Raw genomic sequence first — 16034 nt, forward strand, 5'->3', positions numbered from 1 at the left:
GGCGCGGTATTCAGGGCAGGGGGGCGAAGGGTGATCCGCCGTCGGCGGTCTGCAGTTCGATGAGGTAGTTGCGGAAGATCTGCCCCAGCACCTGGGTGGCGATCTCCAGCTCGTCGGTGCGCATCTGCCCGGCCACCACGTCCGCCGAGTCCATCGCCTCGTCCGAGCCGTTCACCGCCGCCATCTTCAGTACGATGTAGGCCTGCACGTTGCTGGCCGGCACGCCTTCACCCCGGAAGAACATGTTGCCCAGGCGGAATTGCGCCTGGGCGTTGCCTTTCAGCGAGGCCTGTTCGAACCAGTTGAGGGCTTGTTGCAGGTCGCGCGGGGCGCGCTTGCCGTCGTAGTAGAACTCGCCCAGCTCGTATTGCGCGCCGGTGTCGCCGGCCTTGGCGGCCTGCTGGCAGTTGGAGAGGGCTTCCTGGAGGTCTTCGGGGCGTGTGTTGAGGTTGCAGCGGCCGGACGCCGGGATCAGCAGCGAGTTGCCGCCGGCTTCGGCCAGCAGGGGAGAAAGGAGCAACAGGCTGCCCAATGTCAGGATGCGGCCGGTGCGGTTCATCAGATCACAGCGCCTCGGAAAGCAGAGCGGGCTCCCGCCCGGTCGGCGAAACGCGCCGACCGTCACATTATGAAATAAGCAGGGCGCTACTTACAAAGTCTTTGCACGCTTTTCCCGCACCCGGGCGGCAAGGCCGGTGGGCTGCACGCCCGGGTGTAGGGATGGCGTAACGGATCAGCCCTTTTTCAGCTCGGCGAAGGCGCGTTCGGCGGCGTCCAGGGTGATGGCCAGTTCCTTGTCGCCGTGGGCGATGGAGGTGAAGCCGGCCTCGAAGGCGCTGGGGGCGAGGTAGACGCCGCCGTCCAGCATCAGGTGGAAGAAGCGCTTGAAGCGCTCGACGTCGCTGGCCATCACATCGTCGAAGGTGACGATGTCGTCGGCGCCGCTGAAGTACAGGCCGAACATGCCGCCCGCCTGGGTGGTCACGAAGGGAATGCCGGCGGCGTCGGCGCGCTGCTGCAGGCCATCGAGCATGCGGGTGGTGTAGTCGGTCAGCTCGGCGTGGAAGCCCGGGCGGCTGATCAGCTTCAGGGTGGTCAGGCCGGCGGCCATGGCCAGCGGGTTACCGGACAGGGTGCCGGCCTGGTAGACCGGGCCCAGCGGGGCGATGCAGGACATGATCTCGCGCTTGCCGCCGAAGCAGCCCACCGGCATGCCGCCGCCGACGATCTTGCCGAAGGTGGAGAGGTCCGGGGTCACGCCGTAGTGGGCCTGTGCGCCGCCCAGGGCGACGCGGAAGCCGGTCATCACTTCGTCGAAGATCAGCACCACGCCGTGCTGGTCGCACAGGCGGCGCAGGCCTTCGAGGAAGCCGGGCGCCGGCGGTACGCAGTTCATGTTGCCGGCCACCGGCTCGACGATGATGCAGGCCACGCTTTGGCCGACTTCACCGAGGGTCTTCTCCACCGCACCGATGTCGTTGAAGGGCAGGGTCAGGGTGTGCTTGGCGAAGTCCGCCGGCACGCCGGCCGAGCTGGGCACGCCCTGGGTCAGCAGGCCGGAGCCGGCCTTGACCAGCAGGCTGTCGGAGTGACCGTGGTAGCAGCCTTCGAACTTGATGATCGCGTCACGACCGGTGAAGCCGCGGGCCAGGCGGATGGCGCTCATGGTCGCCTCGGTACCGGAGCTGACCATGCGCACCATCTCCATGGACGGCACCAGGGAGCAGACCAGGTCGGCCATCTCGGTTTCCATGGCGGTGGGTGCGCCGTAGGAGAGGCCGTGCTGCAGCTGGTTGCGCACCGCGTCGAGCACGTCCGGGTGGCCGTGGCCGAGGATCATCGGGCCCCAGGAGCCGACGTAGTCCACGTAGCGCTTGTCGTCCTCGTCCGTCACGTAGGCGCCTTCCGCGTGCTTGAAGAACAGCGGCGTGCCGCCGACGCTCCGGAAGGCGCGGACTGGCGAGTTGACGCCGCCGGGGATGTGTTTCTGGGCGTTGGCGAACAGGGTTTCGGAACGGGACATGTCGAACTCTCTATGCAAGCGGTTGAAAGGGCTCAGGCCGACGCGAACAGCGCACTGAAGGCGCGGGCACGGCGTTCCACCTCGGCGGGGCCGTCGGCGGCGAACAGGGCGTGGATCACCGCCACCATGCTCGCGCCACGGGCGATCAGCGCCGGGGCGGTGTCCAGGGTGACGCCGCCGATGGCGACGATGGGCTGCTGGAAGCGCTGGCGCGCCTCGTCCAGCAGCTCCACCGTGGCGGCCGGCGCACCGGGTTTGGTCTGGGAGTTGAAGAAGCGACCGAAGGCCACGTAGCTGGCGCCTTCGGCCAGGGCCGACTCGGCCAGGTCCAGGCGCGCATGGCAGGTGGCACCGATGACCGCGTGACGGCCCAGCAGGGCGCGCGCTGCCGCGATGGAGCCATCGGTCTGGCCCAGGTGCACGCCCACGCCCAGGCGGGCGGCCAGCTCGGCGTCGTCGTTGATCAGCAACTGCGCGCCGTAGCGGGTGCACAGCTCGCGCAGCGCCTCGGCCTCACGCAGGCGGCGGGCCTCGTCGGAGGACTTGTCGCGGTACTGCAGCAAACGGGCGCCGCCCTTCAGGGCCGCCTCCACGTAGGGCAGCAGCCGGCCATCGGCGAGCAACTGGCTGTCGGTGATGGCGTAGAGGCCGCGCAGCTTCATGAGCAGAAGTCCAGCGGCAGGCGGCGGGGCACGAACTGGCCGTGGCCCGGTTGCTCGGCGTCACGCAGGGTGCGCCAGGTGTAGTCCAGTGCCGAGCGCACCGCGCTGGGCAGGGCCTCGCCCAGGGCCAGGCGACCGGCCAGGGTGCTGGCCAGGGTGCAGCCGGAGCCGTGGTAGCTGCCGGGCAGGCGCTGGCAGGTGAAGGTGTGGCGTTCGCCATCCTCGGTGTAGAGGCGGTTGTGGACCTCGGCCTCGTCGCCGTGGCCACCGGTGATCAGCAGGTTGCGGCAGAAGGGCAGCAGTTTCTCGGCGCACGCGTCGGCCGTGCCTTCGGGGAGTTCGGCGAGGATGCGCGCTTCCGGCAGGTTCGGCGTGGCGATGATCGCTACCGGCAGCAGGCGCTCGCGCATCGCGTAGCCCACTTCATCCTTGCCCAGTGCACCGCCGCCGCCGGCACGCAGCACCGGGTCGCAAACCAGCGGCACACCCGGCAGGCCCTGCATGATTTCCAGCACGGTCTCCACCATCTCCACCGAGCCGAGCATGCCCAGCTTGACGGCGGAGACCGGCAGGTCGGCGATCACCGCACGGGCCTGGGCCAGCACCCATTCGCGGTCGAGCACGCGGAAGTCGGAAACGTTGACGGTGTCCTGGACGGTCAGGGCGGTCACGGCAGGAGCCGCGTGGCAGCCTTGGGCGATCAGGGCTTCGATGTCCGCCTGCAGACCGGCGCCGCCGCTGGGGTCGTGGCCGGAAAGACAGAGGACGATAGGGCGAGAGGGGGTCGTTTTCATGGTGCGCGAGCTTACCACCTTTCCGCCGTCGGGTCGGCCCGCCGGGCAGGGCGCCCGCCATCCGTCGAAAAGCGCCGAACAGTCAGGCGGGATAGGCCTGTAATGCCCATTCCAGAGCGGTTTTCGCGAGATGGCAGAGTGCCTCCTATGGCGCCCCGATGCTGTGCTAGAGTGTGCGCATTCGAACAACCAGGCCCTGCGTGACGCTTCGGCTCCGGGAAGGAAAGGGACTTCCCGAGGCGTGCGACGGCCTTTGCGGGGCTTCATGCGTCACGTTCTCCTTTTCCTGTCCCTTTTCCTCTCCACCGCCGTGTTCGGCGTGGAGTTCGACGAGCACACCCGCCAGCTGCCCCTCGGGCTGCACATGGACGTCTTCGAAGACGTCCGTGGCGATGCCACCCTCGCCGACATCACCTCCCCCGCGCTGGATCGCAGCTTCCGCCGCAGCGACAAGCCCGTGCTCAACGCCGGCTACTCGCGCTCGGTGTTCTGGATCCGGCTCGACCTCAGCTACCGCCCACGCGACCTCGGCGGCCAGCAGCCCTGGCTGCTGGAGCTGGCCTACCCGCCGCTGGACCACATCGAGCTCTACCTGCCCGACAGCGAGGGCGGCTACCGGCTCGCCCAGCGCACCGGCGATGCCTTGCCCTTCGCCAGCCGCGAGATCAGGCAGAACAACTACCTGTTCAGCCTCAACCTGCAGCCCAACCAGCCCCAGCGCCTGTACCTGCGGGTCAACAGCCAGGGCTCGATCCAGGTCCCGCTCACTCTCTGGTCGCCCCAGGCCTACATGGAGGAGCAGCCCGGGCGCGTGTATGTGCTCGGCATCATCTACGGCGTGCTGCTGGTGATGCTGATCTACAACCTCTTCATCTACCTCAGCGTCCGCGACACCAGCTACCTCTACTACATCCTCTACATCGCCTCGTTCGGCCTGTACCAGATCTCCGTCAACGGCGCCGGCATCCAGTACTTCTGGCCCGACAACCCCTGGTGGGCCAACGCCTCCACCCCGTTCCTGATCGGCTCGGCCGGGCTGTTCGGCTGCCAGTTCGCCCGCAGCTTCCTGCACACCGCCGACCACAGCCCCTGGATCGACCGCAGCCTGCTGGTGCTGATGGCCGTCGGCGTGCTGGTCATGGTCCTGTCCCTGGTGGCCAGCTACGCCGTCGCCCTGCGCCTGGCCACCATCCTGGCCCTGGTCTTCACCGTGGTCATCTTCGCCGCCGGCATCCTCGCCTGGCTGCGCGGCATGCGCGTGGCACGCTATTTCATCTTCGCCTGGAGCGCCTTCCTCGCCGGCGGGGTGATCAACACCCTGATGGTGCTCGGCTACCTGCCCAACCTCTTCATCACCATGTACGCCAGCCAGATCGGCTCCGCGCTGGAGGTGGGCCTGCTGTCCCTCGCCCTGGCCGACCGCATCAACGCCATGAAGGAGGAGCGCACCCGCATCCTCCAGGAGTCCGGGCGCAAGCTGGAGGCCCTGAACCGCGAGCTGGCCGACAGCAACCGCCTCAAGGACGAATTCCTCGCCACCGTCACCCACGAGCTGCGCACCCCCATGAACGGCGTGATCGGCTCCCTCGAACTGATGCAGACCCTCCCGCTCGACGTCGAGCTGGAGCAGTACCAGAAGACCGCCGCCAGCTCCGCCAGGGACATGATGCGGCTGGTCAACGACATCCTCGCCATGACCGAGCTGCAGGCCGGCAAGCTCTACCCGCGTCGCGAGACCTTCAGCCTGCGCGGCCTGTTCGACAGCCTGCGCGCCCAGTACGCCCCGCGCGCCGAAGAAAAGGGCCTGGCCTTCGCCTTGGAACTGGACGAAAGCCTGCCCGACACCCTCGAAGGCGACGCCGGCAAGCTCGGGCAGATCCTCGGCCACCTGCTGGACAACGCCGTCAAGTTCACCGCCCGGGGTGGCGTCGTGCTGCGGGTCGCCGGCCACTGCCAGGAGCCCGGCGGCCCCCTGCGCCTGCTGGTGGCCGTGGAAGACACCGGCATCGGCTTCTCCACCCCGCCCGATGGCAGCCTCTACAGCGGCTTCCGCCAGCTCGACGGCTCCATGACCCGCGCCTACGGCGGCCTCGGCATTGGCCTGGCCCTGGCGCGGCAGCTGGTCGAACTGCTCGGCGGCCAGCTCACCCACAGCTCCGAGCCCGGCCAGGGCAGCCGCTTTCAGCTGGCCCTCACCCTGACCCGCCCGGCCCAGCGCGAGGCCGCCCCGGTGCGTCGCGCCGTCGCCCAGGCCCAGCGCCGCCCCGAGCAATGCACCGTGCTGGTGGTGGAGGACAACACCATCAACCAGCTGGTGACCCGCGGCATGCTGCTCAAGCTGGGCTACCGCGTACGCACCGCCGACAACGGCGCCGAAGCCCTCGAACTGCTGCGCCGCGAGCACATCGACGGCGTCCTGCTCGACTGCCAGATGCCGGTCATGGACGGCTTCGCCACCTGCCGCGCCCTGCGCAGCCTGCCCGAATGCGCCGAACTGCCGGTGCTCGCCGTCACCGCCCACAGCCACAGCGGCGACCGTGAACGCTGCCTGGCAGCGGGCATGAGCGACTACCTCTCCAAACCGGTGAAATTCGAAGAGCTGCGCACCCTGCTGCACGACTGGGTGCTCTGCCGCGCCGGCGAACACCCGGTCTGATCGGTCACCCGCCGGCCGGAATGCCGTCTTCATCGTCGGGTTCCCCGCTTTCATCCAAAGTCTGAATCCTGATTCACTCGCTGCCAGTGAATCAGGATTCAGACCATGTCCTACCGCGTCACCGCCCAACGAATCGACCGCGACCAGGCCCTGCGCCAGCGCATCCTCGACTGCGCCCTGGCGCGGGTCGCCGAAGGCGGCTTCGCCGTCCTCACCATGCAGGCCCTGGCCGACGACGTCGGCATCGCCACCGGCAGCCTCTACCGCCACTTCCGCAACAAGGGCGAGCTGGCCGCCGAAGTCTTCGCCCGCGCCAGCCAGGTCGAAGTGGACGTGCTCAGCGAGCACCTGCGCGGCCCCGGCACTGCCACCGAGCGCCTTGCCAGCGGCCTGCAACGCTTCGCCGAACGCGCCTGGCATAGCCGCCAGCTGGCCTTCGCCCTGATCGCCGAGCCGGTGGAGCCGGAAGTGGACGAACAGCGCCTGCGCTTCCGCGAGGCCTATGCCGAGCGCTTCATCGAACTGCTCGAAGCCGGCATCGCCAGCGGCGAATTCCAGGTCGAAGCCCCCGCCCTGGTCGCCGCCTGCCTGGTGGGCGCCATCTCCGAATCCCTGGTCGGGCCGCTCTCGCCAGCCGCCCGCGCCGCCCGTGATGCCGACCAGTCGCGCAGCGAACTCGAAGCGGTCTGCCGGCACCTCGTCATTTTCTGCCTGCGTGCCGTTGGTGCGCACCCGCCTGCTAGGAGGATTCCATGAGCCAGTCCCAATACGCCGAAACCCACGACGTGTTCAATCAGGTGCCCACCCTCGACGGCGCCAACCTCTACCGCCTCGACCTGCCCCTGCAGGAATGGACCCGCCGCTACGGCGCCGGCTGGGCCGAATCACGCCTCGACGTCTACGGCGCCCTGGCCGGTGGCCCGCTGATGCAGGCGGGTTTTCTCGCCAACGAACACAAGCCGGTGTTCAAGAGCCATGACCGCTACGGCCATCGCGTCGACCTGGTGGAATTCCACCCGGCCTACCACGAACTGATGCGCACCGCTGTCGAACACGGCCTCACCTCGCTGCCCTGGCAGGACCCGCGCGCCGGCGCCCATGTCGCCCGTGCCGGCCTCACCTACCTGCACAGCCAGGCCGAGGCCGCCAGCGGCTGCCCGCTGACCATGACCTTCGCCGCCGTGCCCGCCATCCGCCTGCAGCCCAACCTCGCCGAGCGCTGGCTGCCGAAGATCCTCGCCACCGAATACGACCCGCGCAACGTACCCATGGAGCAGAAGCCCGGCGTCACCATCGGCATGGCCATGACCGAGAAGCAGGGCGGCACCGACGTCCGCGCCAACACCACCCGCGCCCACCCCATCGGCCTCGGTGGCCCGGGGGAGGCCTACGAACTGGTGGGCCACAAGTGGTTCTGCTCCGCGCCCATGTGCGATGCCTTCCTCACCCTGGCCTACACCGACAAGGGCCTGTCCTGCTTCCTCCTGCCGCGCCACCGCCCGGACGGCAGCCGCAACGCCTTCTACGTCCAGCGCCTGAAGAACAAGCTGGGCAACTGGGCCAACGCCTCCAGCGAAGTGGAATACCGCGGCGCCCTGGCCTGGATGGTCGGCGAGGAAGGGCGCGGCGTGCCCACCATCATCGAAATGGTCGCCATGACCCGCTTCGACTGCATGGTCGGCTCCAGCTCCCTCATGCGCCAGGCGCTCACCCAGGCCGCCCACCACTGCGCCCACCGCAAGGTCGGCGGCAAGGTCCTGGCCGACCAGCCGCTGATGCAGAACGTCCTCGCCGACCTCGCCCTGGAGAGCGAAGCCGCCCTGGCCCTCAGCCTGCGCATGGGCCGCGCCCTCGACAACCTGCACGACGAGCAGGAAGACCGCTTCGCCCGCCTGGTCACCGCCGTCGGCAAGTACTGGATCTGCAAGCGCGCCCCCGAAATGGTCTACGAGGCCAGCGAATGCATGGGCGGCGCCGGCTACGTCGAAGAGACCATCCTCCCGCGCCTGTACCGCGAAGCCCCGGTCAACTCCATCTGGGAAGGCTCCGGCAACGTCCAGTGCCTGGACGTCCTCCGCGCCCTGTCCAAGGAGCCCGGCGTGCTCGACGCCCTGTTCAGCGAACTGGGCGACGGCCACGGCGACGCCCGCCTCGCCGCGCAGATCAACAACCTCAAGGCCGCCTTCCACGACACCGCCGACATCCAGTACCGCGCCCGCCAGCTCACCGAAGACGTCGCCGTCGCCCTCCAGGCCAAGCTCCTGCTGGAGGCCGGCAACGCCACCGTCTCCGACGCCTTCATCGCCAGCCGCCTTGGCGGCAGCGGCCGGGTCTACGGCACCCTCCCGCGCGGCATCGACGTCGAAGCCCTGGTCGCCCGCAGCACCCCGCACCTGGCCTGACGCCACCCTGGCAACAGGGGAAAACAGCCGGTAGATTTTCCGCTGCCGGCTTTTCCCTCTGGGATCAGCGGGTTACGGGAAGAGTGTTCCCCACGGGTGTGGGGATGAACCGCCGAGCTGGCGGGGTTCTTCCTGGTTGGCTTCGTGTTCCCCACCGGTGTGGGGATGAACCGGACTGACCTGTGGATATTGCCTCTCTCGGTATGTGTTCCCCACGGGTGTGGGGATGAACCGACGCTCACCAAGCTGGCCAACTGGGCCGCGAAGTGTTCCCCACGTGCGTGGGGACGAACCCACCCCAAACCGGAACGGGCAGGCCCCACTGCGCGGCCTGCGTAGGATGGGGTGAGCTTGGCGAACACCATCACCCGGCCGCGCCCCGGCCCTAGGCCGCCCGCTCCGCCAGCCGGCGCTGGCCGGTCAGCGCCGTGGCCACGAACAGCGCTGCCGCCAGGCTCAGCGCCAGGGGCAGGCCGTGGGGGCCGGTGCCCATCAGCGCACCGCTCAGCAGCGGCCCTACCAGGCTGCCGATGCCCCACAACATGCCCACGCAGGCGTTGGCGGTGACCAGGTCCTGCCCGCTGAAGCGCTCGCCGATGCGCACCAGCGCCAGGGTGTAGACGCCCCCCGCCACCGCCCCCAGCAACACCAGCGCCGGCCACAGCAGCGTGGGCCGGGTGATCAGCCAGGGCAGCGCCATGCCGATGCCCAGCGCCGCCACCCCGCAGACCAGGTGCAGGCGGCCGCGCTCGGTGCGGTCCGACAGCCAGCCCAGCGGCACCTGGCAAACCATGTCGCCCGCCAGGATCACCGTCACCATCAGCGCCGCGATGCCCACCGCATAGCCATGGGCGCTGGCGTAGACCGGGAACAGCGACAGCACCACCGCATCGAAGAAGGCGAAGAACAGCACCCCCGTGCACAGCGCCGGCGCCACCCGCAGGAAGCCCGCCAGGGAGAAGGTGCGCACCTCATCCTCGGCAGCCTGGCCCCAGCCGCCCGGCAGCCCCCGGGTCACCGCCGCCAGGGCCAGCAGGTTGGCCAGCACCACCAGCGCCACCAGCCAGGGGCTCTGCGCCCCGAGCAGGCCGATCAGCGCCGGCCCGCCCAACTGGCAGCCGGTGAAGCAGGCGGCGTAGAAGGCCACCACCTGGCCCCGCCTGGCCTCGTCGCACAGCAGGTTGACCCAGGATTCCCCGAGGATCACCACCACCCCCATCGCCACCCCCAGCAGCAGCCGCGCCGCCACCAGCAGGGGCGTGGATGTCGGCAGCTCCAGCGCCGCCACCGCCAGGGCGCAGAGCACGAAGCAGCCGAGGTACAACCCGCGTCCCGACAGGCGCCGGCACAGCGGCGCCACCAGAAAGGCAGCCAGGATCATCCCCGCCGCCGGCATCGCACTCAGCACCCCGATCTCCAGGCTCGACGCACCGGCCTCCATCAGCCGCAGCGACACCAGGGGCAGCGTCGCCCCCATGCTCAGCCCGACCACCGACACGGCGAAGATCAGCACCAGCAGCAACACACGATGGTTCATTTCGACTCCCGCCCGCAGGTAACCGGCCCGGGCCTGGCCATGGATCAATGACAGAACGACACGCGCACGGACGCATGCCGGGAATGAGCGAAGGGAACGCCGCGCGACAGCGCAGGGCTCAGGCGGGGAGGGCGGGAGGCGAGAAGGTGAAGGCGAACAGCACGCTGCGGCGACGCTTCAGCAGGGCATCACGCGGCCAGGCATTGGCTGCCAGCGCCGGATCGGGCTGGGCAACAAGGGCCGGGTGCAGGGGCGTGAACATCGCAGCGGTCTTCGGTGGATAACGCGGGGCGCGCAGTCTATGCGGGGGCGGGAAAAGGGTCAATCGAGCGGTCCGCACGGCGAGTTTCCCTACCGTAGGGAACATCCCCAGCCCTACCGCCGCTGCCAGATCTTCCGGCCGCCCTGGTCTTCGGTCACCAGATAGGGGTCGCTGAAGCGGTAGCGGGTGGCGGGCTGGTAGTCGGTGCTGCCGTCGGGGCGGACCAGGAGGACGCCGTCGGCGGTCTGCCATTGGCCGGCGTACTGGAGGGTGCCGTCGCTGTCGTAGCTCCAGTCGGAGCCGCCGCCGACGGAGCGGCTCCATTGCTCGACGCGGCCGTCGGGGGCGAGGTGCAGGGTGAGCACGGTGTTGAAGGAGGCGAAGCTGGCGCCACCGCTGTTGATGATGTCTTCGTGGACCCAGGTGCCGACCAGTGCCGGGTCCAGGGTGCCGGCGCTGGTGCGGGTGGCGCCTGTGGCGTGTGAGGGGCTGCGCTGGAACAGCGCCTGGCGCTCCAGCACCTGGCCGCTGACGGGGTCGCGGGCGGCGAGGCGGGCGTTGAGCTGGTCGTTGCCGTAGGTGGCGGCGAGGGTGGCGATCACCTGGTTGGTTTGCGGCAGGACGATCTCGGCGTTGAACACCTGGCCGTCGTACTGGCCGCGCAGGTCCAGTTGCAGGGTGCCGTTCTCGGAATAGCGGCCAGTGACGACCTGGCCCTGCTGCTGCAGGTCGAGCACCGTGTTGGCACCCGCCAGGTCGGCCTGGAAGCGGCCATCCAGCTCGCCGGCGAACAGTGGGGTGCTGGTGGCAACGGCGAACAGCAGGCTGGTCAGACGATGCATGGCGGCGGGCCTCGCGGGGGCGGTCGGGCAAGCATAGACGCAGCGGCACGCGCTGCTCGGCTTGGCCGCCGGAGGGCGATGGGCGCAAGATAGCCCCCTGTACGCCCAGACAGGATGCACACCTCGTGACCCAGGATTCCGTCGAGTTTCTCGTTGTCCACACCGCCGAAGAGGCGGTCGACCGCCTGACCGCCCTGCATCAGCGGGCCACCACGGCCCTCAGCCAGGCCCTCAAGCTCTTTCTCAAGTCCCGCACCGAGCCGAGCGCCGAGCAGCGTGCGCTGTTCCGCTACCCCGAGCTGCGGGTCACCTACCGCTGCCAGGGCGAGGTGCCGTCCACGGTGCGCGCCTACGCGAAGATCCAGGTGCCGGGCACCTACAGCGTCACCGTCACCCACCCCGATGCCTTCCGCAAATACCTGCTGGAGCAGCTGCGCCCGCTGATGAGCGACTTCACCGTGCAGGTGGAGGTGGGCATGAGCCAGCGGAACATCCCCTATCCCTACGTGGTGGAGAGCGGCGATGAACTGGCCGGCACCGATGTGACCGCTGCGGCGCTGGCGCGGGTGTTCCCCAGCACGGACCTGTCCGCCGCCACCGATGGCGTGGCCGACGGGCTGTACGACTGGGAGAGCGCCGAGGAGCTGCCCCTGGCGCTGTTCGATGCGGCACGGGTGGACTTCTCCCTGCGCCGGCTGGTGCATTACACCGGCAGCGACTGGCGCCATGTGCAGCCGTGGATCCTGCTGACCAACTACCACCGCTACGTCGACCAGTTCATCCAGCACGGGGTGACCCAGCTGCGCGAGGACCCGCGTTTCGTCAGCATGGTGCTGCCCGGCAACGTGCGGGTGGACCGGGACATGGACGAGGCGACCGTGCAGGCGGTGATCGACAGCGTGGTGTGGCACCGCTACCAGATGCCGGCCTACCACCTGATCGCCAACGACGGCCACGGGGTGACGCTGGTGAACATCGGCGTCGGCCCGTCCAACGCGAAGAACATCACCGACCACCTGGCGGTGCTGCGCCCGCACTGCTGGCTGATGATCGGCCACTGCGGCGGGCTGCGGCAGTCGCAGACCATCGGCGACTACGTGCTGGCCCACGCCTACATGCGCCGCGACGGCATCCTCGACCGGGTGCTGCCGCCGCACATCCCGCTGCCGGCCCTGGCCGAAGTGCAGCAGGCCCTGCAGGATGCGGCGGCGCTGGTCACCGGCGAGCGTGGCGAGGACCTGAAGCGGCGCCTGCGCACCGGTACGGTGCTGACCTACGACGACCGCAACTGGGAGCTGCGCTGGGCCCAGGAGCGCCCGCTGATCAACCTGTCGCGAGCGGTGGCGGTGGACATGGAGAGCGGCACCATCGCCGCCCAGGGCTATCGCCTGCGGGTGCCCTACGGGACGTTGCTGTGCGTGTCCGACAAGCCGCTGCACAGCGAGATCAAGCTGCCCGGCTCGGCCAGTGCCTTCTATCAGCGTGCGGTCAGCCAGCACCTGCGCATCGGAATCGCCGCGCTGGACCTGCTGCGCAACCAGCTCACTTCGCTGCACTCGCGCAAGCTGCGCAGCTTCGACGAGCCGCCGTTCCGCTGAGCCGCTCCTGATGACACAGGGCCGCGTGATGCGGCCCTTTTTCTGCCTGGACTGAAAAGTCGGACGCTCTTCAGTGAACGGCTCGCCAGTCACGTGCTCGGGTTTCGATTTAAGCTGCGGCCCCCCAAGGACGAACGAGGTGACACCGATGGAACAGGCCCAACACCTACTCGCAGCATTCTGGGAGCCCTTCAGTTTCCTCAACCTGTTCGCCTGGATCAGCGGTGCGCTGTTGCTGGGCACGATCGCCGGCCTGGTGCTGGCCATCCTGCTGCATCGCGGCGGTTGGCTGGCCCGTAGCAAGCGCTGGCACCACTGGACGCTCAAGCTGTACTTCCTGCTGCTGCCGCTGGTCGGAGGCGTGCTGGGGTTCCAGGGTGGGCTGCTGTACAGCGGGCAGCAGCAGATCAACCGGCACCTGGACAGCTACACGCCGGCGCTGCAGCGGCTGGCCGATGACACCTGGCAGGACTTCCAGGCCTACGTGGCAGCCCAGGACGAGCACCAACTGCAGGCCCTGCGCGGGTCCAGCGTGCAAGCCGCGCTCAATCAGCTGGCGCTGGAGTACCTGCGCAGCGAGCAGCAGGAGGAAGCCGATGCCCGCGCCGAGGCGTCGCTGGCCGAGCGCCTGGCCCTGGATCTGCTCGACCGCTTGCGGGCGAGCCTGATCGGCAAGGCCGTGGGCCAGATGGCGGTGAGCGAGGCGGCGAGCTACAGCGGGCTCGACAAGCAGGTGCTGGCCGGGGTGCTCGATGCGCGCGTGGAGCAACTGTTCCAGGCCGAGTTCCTGCTGGACCTGCTGAAACGCCAGGTCGGCCATGTGTTCAAGCCGTTCTACATCGCGCTGCTGCTGCAGCTCGGCCTGCTCCTGGCCTTCATCGCGGGGGAGTGGGCGGTTTCACGCTGGCTCCGCCAGATTCCGTCCGCTGTCCGGGCGGAGCCGGCTGCACTGGCCTGAGGCTGGGTAGGCTGCAAGCAAACGGGCCGCATGATGCGGCCCTTTTTCATGGTGCAGGGGTGTGGCTCAGAGGCCGCTGGCCTGGACCAGGTCAGCCGCGCCGAGGCGATCCAGGGTGGGCACCTGCCACTGGTAGCCGGGGCTGGGGACGCGGAAGCGATCCGGGTCCACCTGCCAGTAGTCGAGGGCCTTGGCCAGCTCGCGGGGCGGGTCGAACTGCCCTTCGTCGGTGAGCTGGAAGGTGCCGAAGTGGATGGCCAGGCTGTGCTGGGAATCCAGCTGCTTGTGGGCCTGCACGGCGTCGTCCGGGTTCATGTGGTTGTCGCGCATGAACCAGCGCGGGGCGTAGGCACCGATGGGCAGGGCGGCGAAGCGTAGCGGCCCGAAGCGTTGGTGGATGAGGCGGAATTCCGGCCCCAGCCCGGTGTCGCCTGGGAACAGCAGCGGGCCGTCCGGGGACTCCAGCACGAAGCCCAGCCACAGGGTGCGGTTGGTGTCGCTGCGGGTGCGCGCCGACCAGTGCTGCACCGGCACGCCGTTGAGGGTCAGCCCGTCGCCCAGGGGCAGGGCCTGCCACCAGTCGATCTCGTCGACGCGGGCGAAGCCGGTCTCGCGGATCAGCGGACCGTTGCCCAGGCCCGTGACCACGCGGGCCAGGGGGAAGCGCTCGGCGAGGCTGCGCAGGGTGTCCAGATCGAGGTGGTCGTAGTGGTTGTGGCTGACCAGGATCAGGTCGATGGGCGGCAGCTGGTCCATGGACAGGCCGGGCGCCTGGTGCCGGCGCGGGCCGATGAAGTTGAGGGGGCTGACCCGCTCGGACCACACCGGGTCGGTGAGGATGTTCAACCCGCGATGCTGGATCAGCAGTGTGGCGTGGTTGATGTAGGTCACGCGCAGTTCGTCGCCCTCTACGCGGGCGGGAACCTCGGGGGTGAAGGCCGGAGTGGGCTGCTCGACCCAGTCGGGGCTCTTCTCGCGGTTGAGCTGCCAGCGCATGAAGGACCAGAAGTCCTTGTGCGGCTTGGGCTCGATGTTCTGGAAACGCTGGCCGTCGAAATGATCGCTGACGGGGCCCTGGTAGGGCGTGCCGGCACAACCGGCGAGGGTCATGAGGCTGATCAGCCAGGTGGGGCGCAACGCGCGGGGCATGGTGTCCTTACTCTTGCGGCGGGGAGGGGCACAACCTAGCATGCGCCTCCGCTCCCCTGTCCATATCCGCTGGTAACCAGGCATGTCGCGCCCGCCCCGTCCTTCCCGCCCTGCTTCCCGTCGCCCCCAGGCCGCTCCGCGCCGGGTGGCCAAGGCGCCGCCGGTGGAGCCGCGCCTGGTGCTGCTGAACAAGCCGTTCGACGTGCTCACCCAGTTCAGCGACGACCAGGGCCGGGCGACCCTGAAGGACTTCATCGACCAGCCCGGCATCTACCCTGCCGGGCGCCTGGACCGTGACAGCGAGGGGCTGCTGCTGCTGACCAACGATGGCCGCCTGCAGGCGCGCATCGCCGACCCGAAGCACAAGCTGGCCAAGACCTACTGGGTGCAGGTGGAGGGCACGCCCGATGCGGCGCAGCTGGAGCGCCTGCGCAACGGGGTGGAACTGAACGATGGGCCGACGCTGCCGGCCGAGGCCCGGCTGATCGACGAGCCGGCGCTGTGGCCGCGCAACCCGCCGGTGCGCTTTCGCAAGAGCGTGCCGACGGCCTGGCTGGAGCTGGTGATCCGCGAGGGGCGCAACCGCCAGGTGCGGCGGATGACGGCGGCGGTGGGCCTGCCGACCCTGCGCCTGGTGCGGGTGCGCATCGGCCCCTTCGGCCTCGATGGCCTGGAGCCGGGGCAGTGGCGCGAGGTGCCGGCGCGGCTGGACTGACACCCGCCGCAGCGCGGCGGGCTGTCCGTGGATCAGTAGTGGGACTTGATGACGTTGATGCCCTTGGTGAGCACTTCGCGCCAGGCGGCGCGCACGCCGTCATCGGCCTGCTTGTCGTGCTCGCTGATGGTGCTCAGCAGGGCGTCGACCCAGAGGTCGTAGTACTCGGGGCGGATGTCGAAGCCTTCCCGGGAGTGGCTGGCGCCCAGGGCGCGCAGCTTGGTGTCCGGCATGCCGCGGGCATACATCACCAGGTTGAGGATGCCGTGGCGCAGCAGGTGCTTCTGCGCGGCCATGTCGGTGTTGGCGAACTTCGCGCGGATCATCGGCGAGCTGGCGAGGAACAGCTTGTAGAAGGTGTCGAAAAAACCGGAACTGGCACAGCAGCGTCCATAGCTCTGCATGACGCGATCGGTAGCGTTCATGTGTTCTCCTG

Annotated in this window: 15 protein-coding genes; 6 read left to right on the forward strand and 9 right to left on the reverse strand. The window is 69.1% G+C overall.

The features are described 5' to 3' along the window. Window positions 1-10: 10 nt before the first annotated feature. From RTK35_RS24305 to RTK35_RS24320, 4 genes are all read right to left on the reverse strand, one after another. On the reverse strand, window positions 11-559 hold the full coding sequence (locus RTK35_RS24305) for a tetratricopeptide repeat protein (RefSeq protein WP_107330934.1): 549 nt from the start codon (window positions 557-559) through the stop codon (window positions 11-13). A 174-nt stretch (window positions 560-733) separates the two neighbouring features. Further along, window positions 734-2023, reverse strand: a complete 1290-nt coding sequence (gene hemL, locus RTK35_RS24310) for a glutamate-1-semialdehyde 2,1-aminomutase (RefSeq protein ID WP_044410707.1) — start codon at window positions 2021-2023, stop codon at window positions 734-736. Window positions 2024-2055: 32 nt separating this feature from the next. After that, window positions 2056-2685 (reverse strand): thiamine phosphate synthase, encoded by a 630-nt coding sequence (gene thiE, locus RTK35_RS24315; protein ID WP_208275862.1) that lies wholly within the window; start codon window positions 2683-2685, stop codon window positions 2056-2058. Beyond that, a complete protein-coding gene (locus RTK35_RS24320) occupies window positions 2682-3479 on the reverse strand; it encodes a hydroxymethylpyrimidine/phosphomethylpyrimidine kinase (RefSeq protein ID WP_279816401.1) in 798 nt (265 codons plus the stop codon). The genes thiE and RTK35_RS24320 overlap by 4 nt, the downstream gene beginning before the upstream one ends. A 265-nt stretch (window positions 3480-3744) precedes the next feature. Here RTK35_RS24320 and RTK35_RS24325 point away from each other — a divergent pair, with 265 nt between their 5' ends. From RTK35_RS24325 to RTK35_RS24335, 3 genes are all read left to right on the forward strand, one after another. Further along, window positions 3745-6135, forward strand: coding sequence for a hybrid sensor histidine kinase/response regulator (locus RTK35_RS24325; RefSeq protein WP_316909201.1), 2391 nt, complete (start codon window positions 3745-3747; stop codon window positions 6133-6135). 105 nt (window positions 6136-6240) lie between these two features. Continuing rightward, complete coding sequence (locus tag RTK35_RS24330) at window positions 6241-6891, forward strand: TetR/AcrR family transcriptional regulator (protein ID WP_222901004.1); 651 nt, start codon at window positions 6241-6243, stop codon at window positions 6889-6891. Then, window positions 6888-8537 (forward strand): acyl-CoA dehydrogenase family protein, encoded by a 1650-nt coding sequence (locus RTK35_RS24335; protein ID WP_165665070.1) that lies wholly within the window; start codon window positions 6888-6890, stop codon window positions 8535-8537. The genes RTK35_RS24330 and RTK35_RS24335 overlap by 4 nt, the downstream gene beginning before the upstream one ends. Window positions 8538-8922: 385 nt before the next feature. On the opposite strand, the gene RTK35_RS24340 is transcribed toward RTK35_RS24335, so the two are convergent. The 3 genes from RTK35_RS24340 to RTK35_RS24350 all read right to left on the reverse strand — a co-directional run bounded on the left by RTK35_RS24340 (window position 8923) and on the right by RTK35_RS24350 (window position 11178). After that, entirely contained in the window at window positions 8923-10074 is a 1152-nt protein-coding gene (locus RTK35_RS24340) for an MFS transporter (protein WP_316909202.1), read from the reverse strand. Between the two features lie 118 nt (window positions 10075-10192). Beyond that, window positions 10193-10336, reverse strand: coding sequence for a hypothetical protein (locus RTK35_RS24345; RefSeq protein ID WP_165674844.1), 144 nt, complete (start codon window positions 10334-10336; stop codon window positions 10193-10195). Between the two features lie 113 nt (window positions 10337-10449). After that, window positions 10450-11178: a hypothetical protein gene (locus RTK35_RS24350; protein ID WP_316909203.1), complete on the reverse strand. Its 729-nt coding sequence runs from the start codon at window positions 11176-11178 to the stop codon at window positions 10450-10452. Between the two features lie 125 nt (window positions 11179-11303). On the opposite strand from RTK35_RS24350, the gene amn reads away from it, so the two are divergent. Together amn and RTK35_RS24360 are read left to right on the forward strand one after the other, a co-directional pair. Next, the gene (gene amn, locus RTK35_RS24355; protein ID WP_044410687.1) at window positions 11304-12776 is read left to right on the forward strand and encodes an AMP nucleosidase; all 1473 of its coding nucleotides are present in this window, start codon (window positions 11304-11306) and stop codon (window positions 12774-12776) included. Window positions 12777-12924: 148 nt separating this feature from the next. Then, window positions 12925-13734, forward strand: coding sequence for a hypothetical protein (locus tag RTK35_RS24360; protein WP_316909204.1), 810 nt, complete (start codon window positions 12925-12927; stop codon window positions 13732-13734). A gap of 66 nt (window positions 13735-13800) precedes the next feature. Here RTK35_RS24360 and RTK35_RS24365 read toward each other — a convergent pair whose 3' ends face one another. After that, complete coding sequence (locus RTK35_RS24365) at window positions 13801-14883, reverse strand: MBL fold metallo-hydrolase (RefSeq protein WP_316909205.1); 1083 nt, start codon at window positions 14881-14883, stop codon at window positions 13801-13803. A 145-nt stretch (window positions 14884-15028) separates the two neighbouring features. On the opposite strand from RTK35_RS24365, the gene RTK35_RS24370 reads away from it, so the two are divergent. Further along, window positions 15029-15598: a pseudouridine synthase gene (locus tag RTK35_RS24370; protein WP_236211761.1), complete on the forward strand. Its 570-nt coding sequence runs from the start codon at window positions 15029-15031 to the stop codon at window positions 15596-15598. 32 nt (window positions 15599-15630) lie between these two features. Here RTK35_RS24370 and RTK35_RS24375 read toward each other — a convergent pair whose 3' ends face one another. Next, a complete protein-coding gene (locus RTK35_RS24375) occupies window positions 15631-16023 on the reverse strand; it encodes a globin (RefSeq protein WP_044410677.1) in 393 nt (130 codons plus the stop codon). Window positions 16024-16034: the final 11 nt, after the last annotated feature.

The sequence above is a fragment of the Pseudomonas sp. zfem003 genome, from assembly GCF_032621675.1.
In the GTDB taxonomy this organism is placed as follows: Bacteria; Pseudomonadota; Gammaproteobacteria; order Pseudomonadales; family Pseudomonadaceae; genus Metapseudomonas; species Metapseudomonas otitidis.

What these genes read in the sequence shown, in the direction of transcription:
- RTK35_RS24305 (WP_107330934.1), bottom strand. Translation starts at nt 559, where the DNA reads ATGAACCGCACCGGCCGCATCCTGACATTGGGCAGCCTGTTGCTCCTT.
- hemL (WP_044410707.1), bottom strand. Translation starts at nt 2,023, where the DNA reads ATGTCCCGTTCCGAAACCCTGTTCGCCAACGCCCAGAAACACATCCCC.
- thiE (WP_208275862.1), bottom strand. Translation starts at nt 2,685, where the DNA reads ATGAAGCTGCGCGGCCTCTACGCCATCACCGACAGCCAGTTGCTCGCC.
- RTK35_RS24320 (WP_279816401.1), bottom strand. Translation starts at nt 3,479, where the DNA reads ATGAAAACGACCCCCTCTCGCCCTATCGTCCTCTGTCTTTCCGGCCAC.
- RTK35_RS24325 (WP_316909201.1), top strand. Translation starts at nt 3,745, where the DNA reads ATGCGTCACGTTCTCCTTTTCCTGTCCCTTTTCCTCTCCACCGCCGTG.
- RTK35_RS24330 (WP_222901004.1), top strand. Translation starts at nt 6,241, where the DNA reads ATGTCCTACCGCGTCACCGCCCAACGAATCGACCGCGACCAGGCCCTG.
- RTK35_RS24335 (WP_165665070.1), top strand. Translation starts at nt 6,888, where the DNA reads ATGAGCCAGTCCCAATACGCCGAAACCCACGACGTGTTCAATCAGGTG.
- RTK35_RS24340 (WP_316909202.1), bottom strand. Translation starts at nt 10,074, where the DNA reads ATGAACCATCGTGTGTTGCTGCTGGTGCTGATCTTCGCCGTGTCGGTG.
- RTK35_RS24345 (WP_165674844.1), bottom strand. Translation starts at nt 10,336, where the DNA reads ATGTTCACGCCCCTGCACCCGGCCCTTGTTGCCCAGCCCGATCCGGCG.
- RTK35_RS24350 (WP_316909203.1), bottom strand. Translation starts at nt 11,178, where the DNA reads ATGCATCGTCTGACCAGCCTGCTGTTCGCCGTTGCCACCAGCACCCCA.
- RTK35_RS24360 (WP_316909204.1), top strand. Translation starts at nt 12,925, where the DNA reads ATGGAACAGGCCCAACACCTACTCGCAGCATTCTGGGAGCCCTTCAGT.
- RTK35_RS24365 (WP_316909205.1), bottom strand. Translation starts at nt 14,883, where the DNA reads ATGCCCCGCGCGTTGCGCCCCACCTGGCTGATCAGCCTCATGACCCTC.
- RTK35_RS24375 (WP_044410677.1), bottom strand. Translation starts at nt 16,023, where the DNA reads ATGAACGCTACCGATCGCGTCATGCAGAGCTATGGACGCTGCTGTGCC.